This window comes from Roseateles sp. (assembly GCF_036404855.1).
Taxonomy (GTDB): domain Bacteria; phylum Pseudomonadota; class Gammaproteobacteria; order Burkholderiales; family Burkholderiaceae_C; genus Pelomonas.
Genome location: NZ_DASWYS010000244.1, coordinates 1 through 8888 on the forward strand (window position 1 = coordinate 1; position 8888 = coordinate 8888).

The 8888-nt window shown below is 69.0% G+C and carries 7 protein-coding genes; 4 read left to right on the forward strand and 3 right to left on the reverse strand.

Features of this window, described 5'->3' with window-relative positions; translation table 11 throughout:
- Together dnaE and VGF12_RS16280 are read left to right on the forward strand one after the other, a co-directional pair.
- The coding region (dnaE, locus tag VGF12_RS16275; protein WP_331177094.1) for a DNA polymerase III subunit alpha at nucleotides 1-3060 on the forward strand (3060 nt) is incomplete at its 5' end.
- Between the two features lie 27 nt (nucleotides 3061-3087).
- Nucleotides 3088-4389 (forward strand): patatin-like phospholipase family protein, encoded by a 1302-nt coding sequence (locus VGF12_RS16280; protein WP_331177095.1) that lies wholly within the window; start codon nucleotides 3088-3090, stop codon nucleotides 4387-4389.
- Between the two features lie 90 nt (nucleotides 4390-4479).
- Here VGF12_RS16280 and VGF12_RS16285 read toward each other — a convergent pair whose 3' ends face one another.
- Both VGF12_RS16285 and VGF12_RS16290 read right to left on the reverse strand, forming a co-directional pair.
- Nucleotides 4480-4668: a hypothetical protein gene (locus VGF12_RS16285; RefSeq protein WP_331177096.1), complete on the reverse strand. Its 189-nt coding sequence runs from the start codon at nucleotides 4666-4668 to the stop codon at nucleotides 4480-4482.
- A 2-nt stretch (nucleotides 4669-4670) separates the two neighbouring features.
- Nucleotides 4671-6407 carry an ABC transporter ATP-binding protein gene (locus tag VGF12_RS16290; RefSeq protein ID WP_331177097.1) on the reverse strand — a complete coding sequence of 579 codons (1737 nt, stop codon included), beginning with the start codon at nucleotides 6405-6407 and terminating at the stop codon, nucleotides 4671-4673.
- A 71-nt stretch (nucleotides 6408-6478) separates the two neighbouring features.
- Here VGF12_RS16290 and VGF12_RS16295 point away from each other — a divergent pair, with 71 nt between their 5' ends.
- Together VGF12_RS16295 and VGF12_RS16300 are read left to right on the forward strand one after the other, a co-directional pair.
- Nucleotides 6479-7603, forward strand: coding sequence for a glycosyltransferase (locus tag VGF12_RS16295; RefSeq protein WP_331177098.1), 1125 nt, complete (start codon nucleotides 6479-6481; stop codon nucleotides 7601-7603).
- Nucleotides 7600-8643 carry a glycosyltransferase family 9 protein gene (locus tag VGF12_RS16300; RefSeq protein ID WP_331177099.1) on the forward strand — a complete coding sequence of 348 codons (1044 nt, stop codon included), beginning with the start codon at nucleotides 7600-7602 and terminating at the stop codon, nucleotides 8641-8643. The genes VGF12_RS16295 and VGF12_RS16300 overlap by 4 nt, the downstream gene beginning before the upstream one ends.
- Here the strand turns inward: VGF12_RS16300 and VGF12_RS16305 are convergent.
- Nucleotides 8640-8888, reverse strand: a 249-nt coding sequence (locus tag VGF12_RS16305; RefSeq protein ID WP_331177100.1) for a glycosyltransferase, incomplete at its 5' end; no start/stop codon positions are given. The two genes, VGF12_RS16300 and VGF12_RS16305, sit on opposite strands and share 4 nt — an antisense overlap.

Below are 8888 nucleotides of genomic sequence, written 5' to 3' on the forward strand. Positions count from 1 at the left end.
TCGGCCCTTTTCCCCGACCGTTTCTACATCGAGCTGCAGCGCGCCGGCCTGCCGGGCCAGGAGGCGCTGGTGCAGGCCAGCGTGCCGCTGGCGGCCGAGCTGGGCCTGCCGGTTGTCGCCACGCACCCGATCCAGTTTCTCGGCGAGGACGATTTCGAGGCCCACGAGGCCCGCGTCTGCGTGGCCGAGGGCGAGACGCTGGCCAACCCCAAGCGCATCAAGCGCTTCCTGCCGAGCCAGTACTTCAAGACCCAGGCCCAGATGCGCGAGCTGTTCAAGGACGTGCCCAGCGCCATCCAGAACACCACTGAAATCGCGCGCCGCTGTTCGCTGACCCTGGTTCTGGGCAAGCCGCAACTGCCCAATTTCCCGACGCCGCTGCTGGACGACGGCACGCCCATGCCGATGGACCGCTACTTCCGCGAGCTGAGCCATGAGGGGCTGGTCGGGCGGCTGGAGCACCTGTTTCCCAATGAGGCAGAACGCGAGAAGGAGCGCCCTCGCTACGTGGCGCGGCTGGATTTCGAGCTCGACACCATCATCAAGATGGGCTTCCCGGGCTACTTCCTCATCGTGTCGGACTTCATCCGCTGGGCCAAGGCCAACGGCTGCCCGGTGGGGCCGGGCCGGGGATCGGGCGCGGGCTCGCTGGTCGCCTATGCGCTGCTCATCACGGACCTGGACCCGCTCAAGTACAACCTGCTGTTCGAGCGCTTCCTGAACCCCGAGCGGGTCTCGATGCCCGACTTCGACATCGACTTCTGCCAGGGCAACCGCGAACGCGTCATCGATTACGTCAAGGACAAGTACGGCCTGCCCGCGGTCAGCCAGATCGCGACCTTCGGCACCATGGCCGCCAAGGGCGCGCTGCGCGACATCGGCCGCGTGCTGGGCATGGGATTCGGCCATGTGGACTCCATCGCCAAGCTGGTGCCCGCGCCGCCGGGCAAGACGGTCACCCTGGCCAAGCTACCGCCCAACTTCGACCCGGACAAGGCCAAGATGGTCTATGCCCGCCACGAGTCGCCCGAGATCGAGGAGCGCGAGAAGGCCGACGAAGAGGTGGCCGGACTGCTGGAGATGGCGGCGCGCGTGGAGGGCACGGTGCGCTCCATCGGCATGCACGCCGGCGGCGTGCTGATCGCGCCCGGCAAGATCACCGACTTCTGCCCCCAATACCAGCAGCCGGGTTCCACCAGCGCCGTCAGCCAGTACGACAAGGACGACGTGGAGGCCATCGGCCTCGTGAAGTTCGACTTCCTGGGCCTGGCGACGTTGACCATCCTGGAGCTGGCCAAGGACTTCATCGTCGCCCGTCATCCCGACCGCAAGGGCTTCGACTGGGCCAACGTGCCGCTGGTCGACAAGAAGGTGTTTGACCTCTTCGGCAAGGGCTACTCGGAGAGCGTGTTCCAGTTCGAATCCCCCGGCATGCAGCGCCTGCTGAAGGATGCCAAGCCCTCGCGCTTCGAGGACCTGATCGCGCTGGTGTCGCTGTACCGGCCGGGACCCATGGACCTGATTCCGTCGTTCGTGGCCCGCAAGCACGGCAAGGAGGCCATCGAGTATCCGCATCCGCTGCTGGGCCAGGTGCTGGAGGAGACCTACGGCGTCTTCGTCTACCAGGAGCAGGTCATGCAGGCGGCTCAGGTGCTGGGCGGCTACAGCCTGGGCGGGGCCGACATGCTGCGTCGCGCCATGGGCAAGAAGAAGGCCGAGGAGATGGCCATGCACCGCGAGATCTTCCGCAAGGGGGCCGCGGAGAAGGGCATCGACCAGGCCAAGGCCGACGAGGTCTTCGACCTGATGGAAAAGTTCGCGGGCTATGGCTTCAACAAGTCGCACGCCGCTGCCTACGCCTTGCTGTCGTATCACACGGCCTGGCTGAAGACGCACTACACGGCCGAGTTCTACGCCGCGAACATGACCATTGAAATGGACGACACCGACAAGCTCAAGGTGTTGCTCAACGACGCCAAGATCTTCGGCATCGAGTTCCAGCCGCCCTGCGTGAACAAGGGCATGTACCGCTTCGAGCCGCTGTCCAGTCGGTTGGTGAACTACGGACTGGGCGCCATCAAGGGCACGGGCCGGGGCGCCATCGAGGCCATCATTGCGGCGCGTGAGGCTGGCGGGCCGTTTCTGAGCTTCTACGACTTCTGCCTGCGCGTGGACCGCAAGGCCGTCAACAAGCGGGTGGTGGAGGCTCTCATCAAGGCGGGGGCCTTCGATGCCATCAACCCCGAGCGCTCCAAGCTGCTGGCCAGCGTGGCGCGCGGCTACACGCACGCCGAGACGACCGAGGCCAATGCCGACCAGGGCGGGCTGTTCGATTTCGGCGACTCGCATGCCTCGTCCACCGCCGAGCCCGAGCTGGTCCACGAGGAGCCATGGAGCATCAAGCAGCGACTGTCGCTGGAGAAGACGGCCATCGGCTTCTACCTGTCGGGGCACCTGTTCGACCAGAGCGGCACCGAGGTCCGCCGCATCGTCAAGCGCCAGATTGCCGACCTGCAGGACAGTCGCGAGCCCACGCTGGTGGCCGGCATCGTCAGCGGCATGCGCGTCATCAACGGCCAGCGGGGACGCGTCGCCATCTTCAAGATCGACGACAAGAGCGACGCCATCGAGGCTGTGGCCAACGAGGAGTTGCTGAACGCCAACAAGGAGCTGCTGGCTGAGGACGAACTCATCATCGCCCAGGGCAAGGTGCAGAACGATCGCTTCTCAGGCGGCCTGCGTATGAACGTGCAGGCGGTCTGGAGCCTGCCGGCGTCCCGGGCGAAGTTTGGCCGTCACCTGCTGCTGGGCAATGCCGGAACAGCCGGACTGATCAAGGATCTGGTTGAGCGCTTTCCACCGCGCGACGTGGAGACGGAGGAGGGTGGTACCCGCAAGCTCGGCCTGCCGGTGCGCGTCTCGGTCAGGGCCGAGCCTGAGGGCGACCAGGTCGGCGCGCGCTGGCTGGTGGAGCTGGGCGAGGCCAGCCGTTTCTGGCCCGCCGACGAGGCACTCGCCAAATTGGGCACGGCGGCCGAGGTCATTTACGAGGCTGGCTGAGGCCCGGCATCGGCGATGATTTCGCCGATGCTGCATGCCGCGCCGCCCCCGCCCTCTTCGCAGTTGCAGGGGCTTGTCCGTCCGTCGCCGGTCACGGGGTTGATCCTGACCGGCGGTGGTGCGCGCGCGTCCTACCAGGTAGGTGTGCTGGCCGCCATCGCGCAGCTGCGCCGCGATGCTGGCGCCACGCAAAGCAGCCCGTTCCCCATCATCAGCGGCACCTCGGCCGGTGCCATCAACGCTGCCGCGCTGGCTTGCCATGCCGACGACTTCGACGGTGCTGTCGACGGTCTGCTGCACCTCTGGCAGGGCCTGCACGTCGAGAGCATCTACCGCGCCGATGCCTTCGAGGCCGTGAAGAGCGGCGCGCGCTGGCTCAGCATGCTGAGCCTGGGCTGGGCGATCGCGCGCTGGCGCCGCACCCACCCGAAGAGCCTGCTCGACAACGCGCCGCTGCGCGACCTGCTGGGCCGGTATCTGGACATGGGCCGTGTCGAGACCATGCTCGAGGGCAAGCACCTGCACGCACTGGCCCTGACCGGCTCGAGCTACACGTCGGGCCAGCACGTCACGTTCTTCCAGACCCACCATCACGTCGTGCCCTGGCTGCGCGAGCAGCGCATGGCCGTGCAGGCGCGGCTGACGCTGGCACACCTGATGGCCTCGTCGGCAATCCCGTTCATCTTTCCGGCCGAGCCGCTGGAGCTGGAGGGGGTACCCGAGTGGTTCGGCGACGGTTCCATGCGCCAGAGCGCGCCCATCTCGCCCGCCGTGCACCTCGGCGCCGAGCGCGTGCTCGTCATCGGTGCGGGTCGCATGAAGGAGCCGGAAGGCCGCCGTCTGGGCGCCATGGATGGCCATCCCAGCATGGCCCAGATTGCCGGCCATGCGCTGTCCAACATCTTCTTGGACGCACTGGCCGTGGACGTCGAGCGCTTGCGTCGCATCAACCGCACGCTGGCCCTGCTGCCGAGGGAGGCGCGCGCCGCGACGGCGCTGCGGCCCATCGAGCTGCTGGTCATTGCTCCGAGCCGGCGCCTGGACGACCTGGCCAGCGAGCACCAGGCGAGCCTGCCTCATTCAGTGCGCGCGATGCTGCGGGCTTTCGGCGTGTCCGGCAAAGGCAAGGCCATGAGCGGCTCGGCGCTGGTCAGCTATCTGCTGTTCGAGCCGAGCTTCATCAACGAACTCATCAACCTCGGCATGAGTGACACGCTGGCCAAGCGGGCCGAGGTCCAGCGCTTCTTCGGCTGGCCGGCGCGGGCGCCGCAGATGGACCCGGTCACCCTGCGGCGCAGCCGCTCAGCCGGGTTCGCGGCCAGCGTCTGAGGACGGCTCGCCCGCCACGCGCAGGCCCGCGGCCGACAGCCGGCGCACCGTGGCAGCCTTGATGCGGGGCACCCGGCGCATCAGGTCGGCTCAATCGCTGAACGGCTGGGCGGCCAGCAGGCGCTGCACCAGCGTCGGGCCCATGCCCGGCAGCGACTCCAGTTCTGCGCGGGTTGACGTATCGGCGTCCACCGTGTCGGCCTGGGCGAGCGCGGGTTGCACGGGTTGCGCGGGCTGCGCGATGAGGCCCGCCCACGGCAGCAGCGCCCGCCGTTTCATCGTCAGGTCTCGCCGGCCTGGGCGCGCACCATCGCCGCATAGGCACCGTTGCGCGCGACGAGCTCGGCATGCGTGCCCGTCTCGACGAGCTTGCCGGCCCCCAGCACGTGGATGGCGTCCGCATCGCGGATGGTGGACAGGCGATGGGCGATGACGATCAGCGTCTTGCGGCCCGACCAAGCGGCCAGGGCCTGCTGCACGGCGCGCTCGCTCTCGGTGTCCAGCGCCGACGTGGCCTCGTCGAAGATCCAGATCGGCGCGTCCTTGTACAGCGCCCGGGCAATGGCCAGGCGCTGGCGCTGGCCGCCGGACAGCTTGCTGCCGTTGGCGCCCACGGCCGTCTCCACCCCTTCGGGAAGCGTCTGCACGAAGTCCCACAGGTGGGCGGCCCGCAGCGCGGCCTCCAGCTTGGCGGCGTCGCGCGGCTGCGCGTAGGCGATGTTGGCGGCGACGGAGTCGTCGAACAGCACGATGTCCTGCGACACGACGGCGAACTGGCGGCGCAGGCTCAGCCGCGTCAACGTGTCGATGTCTTGGCCGTCCAGCAGGATGTGTCCCGCGTCGGGGCGGCCGAAACCGAGCAACAAATGGATGATGGTGCTCTTGCCTGCGCCCGACGCGCCCACCAGCGCCGTCGTCCTGCCGGCGCCGAAGCGCAGGCTGAGACCGTCCAGCGCCGGCTGGCTGGCGCCCGGGTAGGTCAGGCGCACCTCGTCCAGCACGATGTCGCCGCGGGCCGGGCCGGGTAGCTCCTGCGTGCCGGCGTCTGCCTCTTTGGGGGCGTCCAGCAGTTCCAGACAGCTCCTGGCAATGACGCCTGCGCGGGTCAGCGGGGCGGACAGGTCAGACAGGTGGCGCAGCTTGGAGATCAGCAGCAGCAGGGCAGCAACGAACTCGGCAAACGCCTGGACGCCCGTGCCAGCGGCGCGCGCCTGCCACAGTGCCATGCAGATGATCAGCGACAGGCCCACGCTGGCCACTAACTGCGACGCCGGTTGCGCCATCGCGCCGGCGGCGGCGGCCTTGAGGTTGTAGCGCCGGACTTCCTGCGCCGCGTCGATGAAGCGCCGGCGCTCGTAGTCCGCCGCGCCGAACTGGCGCACCACGCGCCAGGCGCGCGTGATGTCGTCGACCTTGTTGACCAGCACCAGCTGCGAGTCATAGGAGCGCGTGGACATCAGTCGCATGCGTTGGTTGACCTTCTTCATCACCAGCGCCATCAGCGGCGTGACGACGAGCGCCGCTGCCGTGAGTTGCCAGTTCAGCGAGAAGAGGTAGGCCACCAGGCCGATAGCCGGCAGGCCGTCACGCAGCAGGGCCATGCCCACGTCGCCGGTCAGCTGCAGGATCTGCTGCGGGTCGTTGACGACCTTGGTGACCGCCGTGCCGGGCTGCATGCGCGTGTAGATCGGGGCGTCCAGGCGCAGCAGCGAGTCGACCAGCGCGGTGCGGAAGTCCAGCACGCTGCGCGTGACGGTCCAGTTGAAAAGGTACTGCCCGGCGAAGTTGCAGACGCCGCGCACCACGTACAGCCCGATCAGCACCGCTGGCACCATCCACAGCGGGAAAGCGTCTTCGGCGAAACCTTCGCCGAATGCGTAGCCGATCAGCTTGGGCAGCATCACCTCGGTGCCGGCCACGCCGAGGTAGGCCACGATGGTCAGCAACGCGCCCCAGCGGTAGGGGTAGACGTACTGGCCCAGGCGGCGGGCGATGGAAGATGTCGCGTCGGAAGACATGGGGCGCGATTGTCTCCCGGGCAGGCTGCGGCCGGCCGCAGCTCGGGGGATGCTCATTACACTGCGCGCCCATGCCGACCTACAACCCGCTCCGAGCGCGCCCCAAGGTCGTTCACTTCGTCACCGGTGGTTTTTCCGGCGCGACCCAGGTGGCCGTCGATCTCTGCCTCGCCGCCCTGCACGAAGGCCCTTTCGAGCCGGTGTTGATCCTGCGGCGCAAGCGGCACACGTCGATGGCGCGCGTTGAGGCACTGCGCGCGAGGGGCCTGGACGTGCAACTGGTGGCGGCGCACTGGGTGCATGGCTGGACCGTGGGGGAACTGGAGGGCCGCCTGCGCGAGATCGCGCCGGTGGCCGTGCTAGCCCATGGTTTCCCGGAGCACCTGATCGGTCGCCAGGCCGGCTTGCGCGCGCGCGTACCGGTGCTGATCCAAGTCGAGCACAACTCGCGAGAGCGCTATTCGCCGTGGAGCCTCTGGCAGAGCCGACGCCTGGCCCGGCAGAGCGCGGCGCTGGTGGGTGTCAGTGAAGGCGTGCGGCAGAGCCTGCTGGACCAGGGGCTGCCGGCGGACAAGACGGTCGCCATCCCCAATGGCATCGACCTGACGCGCTTTGCGGAGCCGGTAGGCGAGCGCGAAGCCGGGCTGGTCATGACCGCCCGGTTCGCCCGCCAGAAGGACCACGCGACATTGATCGATGCCATGGCGCTGCTTGCCGCGCAGGGGCTCAGGCCTCGCTTGCAGCTGGCCGGCACCGGGCCGCTGATGGCGCGCATGCGGGCGCGCGTCGAGCGGGCGGGGCTGGGCGACGAGATCATTTTCCTGGGGCATCACGGCGATGTGCCGGCGCTGTTGCGCTCGCAGCGTATCTACGTGCTCGCCACGCATTTCGAGGGCATGCCGCTTGCGCTGGTCGAGGCCATGGCGGCAGGCTGCGCCTGCATTGCATCCGACGTCATCGGCGTGCGCGGTGTCATCGAGCACGAACACACCGGCTTGCTGGTGCGTGAGGGCGATGCGCCTGCGCTCGCCGGGGCAATCGCCCGGCTGCTGCGCGACCCAGTGCTGGCTGGGCGGCTGGGCGCCGCCGCCCGCGAGCGGGCGCTGGCCGAGCATGGGCAGGCGCGCATGCGCGAACGCTACGATGCGCTGCTCGCCGGTGCCCTTGCCGCAGACCGCAACCCGACTTCCGCATGAATCCTCCATCCGCCACCCCGGTGAGCCGCGGGGCGGCAGACACCCGGCCCCTGACGGCCGTGCAAATGCAGCTCAACGGCATGGGCGACCTGGTCTGGCACGCGCAGTACTTCCGCTGCGTGGCCGAGCAAAGCCAGGGCGGCCAGATCAGCCTCATCGCACCGCCCACAACCATGGCGCGCGAAATCATCGGCCACGAACCCTGGCTGCGCGAGGTCATCGATTTCGACCGCCGCCCGCGCCGCAGCGAGCGCCGCCGTGGCCGCCACAGCGGGTTGGACGGGCTGCTGCGCTTCGGCGCCGAGTTGGCACCCAAGCGGTTCGACCGCATGGTGTTGTTCTCCGACCATCCGGGACGTGCCATCGTTGTCTGCTGGCGCGCCGGCATCCGCACCATCCTCGGCTTTGGGGACACCTGGCTGCAGCGCCTGCTGCTGACGAAGTCGCCGTGGATCCAGCGCTACCGCGGCCCGGCCGTGGCCGGCTACAAGGATGCGAGCAGCTTTTCCATCGCGCAGGGCTTCTGCAGCGCGCCCATCGTGCCGCGCATCAGTGTGCGGCCCGATGCGCTGGCGCGCATGCGCGAGCGCCTGGCCGTGCTGCCGCGGCCCTTCCACGCGCTGGCGATTGGGGCGTCCGAGCCCTACAAGCAATGGGGTGAGGACAATTTCGTCGAGCTGGCCGGACGGCTGGCTGCGCGAGGGCATGGTGTGCTGTTGTTGGGCGGGCCGGCCGAAGGTCCACTGGCCCAGGCCATCCTCGCGCGCGTCGAGCCGGCGCAACGCGTGCGGGTGATGGCCATGACCGATGCCGGTGTCGCCGACAGCGTGGCGGCCGTGTCGCTCGCGCAGACCTGCGTCGGCAACGACACCGGCGCCGTTCAGTTCGCTGCCGCCGTCTGCCGGCCGGCCATCGTGGTGCTGGGACCGCGCCCGCCACTGGAACATGACCCCGAGCATGTGCACCTGATGCAGGCTGCGCAGCTGTCGGACATCAGCGCCGCGGAGGTGGAGGCGCAGGTGCTGGCGGCGCTGGGCTAGACCTCGGCCAGCACGTCGCGCCAGACGGCCAGCGTGCCGCGCGCGGTTGCTTCCCAGGTCTGGGTGCGTGCATACGCCAGCGCCGCCGCACGCCGTTCCTGCGGCATCGCCACGGCGGCCTCGATGCCGGCCGCCAGCGCGGCGACGTCTTCCGGGTTGGCGATGATCGCGTGGCCAGCCGCCGCTTCGGGGCAACTGCCCCGGTCGCTGGTGAGCACGGGCGTGCCGCAGGCCATGGCCTCCAG

What these genes read in the sequence shown, in the direction of transcription:
- VGF12_RS16280 (WP_331177095.1), top strand. Translation starts at nt 3,088, where the DNA reads ATGCTGCATGCCGCGCCGCCCCCGCCCTCTTCGCAGTTGCAGGGGCTT.
- VGF12_RS16290 (WP_331177097.1), bottom strand. Translation starts at nt 6,407, where the DNA reads ATGTCTTCCGACGCGACATCTTCCATCGCCCGCCGCCTGGGCCAGTAC.
- VGF12_RS16300 (WP_331177099.1), top strand. Translation starts at nt 7,600, where the DNA reads ATGAATCCTCCATCCGCCACCCCGGTGAGCCGCGGGGCGGCAGACACC.
- VGF12_RS16285 (WP_331177096.1), bottom strand. Translation starts at nt 4,668, where the DNA reads ATGAAACGGCGGGCGCTGCTGCCGTGGGCGGGCCTCATCGCGCAGCCC.
- VGF12_RS16295 (WP_331177098.1), top strand. Translation starts at nt 6,479, where the DNA reads ATGCCGACCTACAACCCGCTCCGAGCGCGCCCCAAGGTCGTTCACTTC.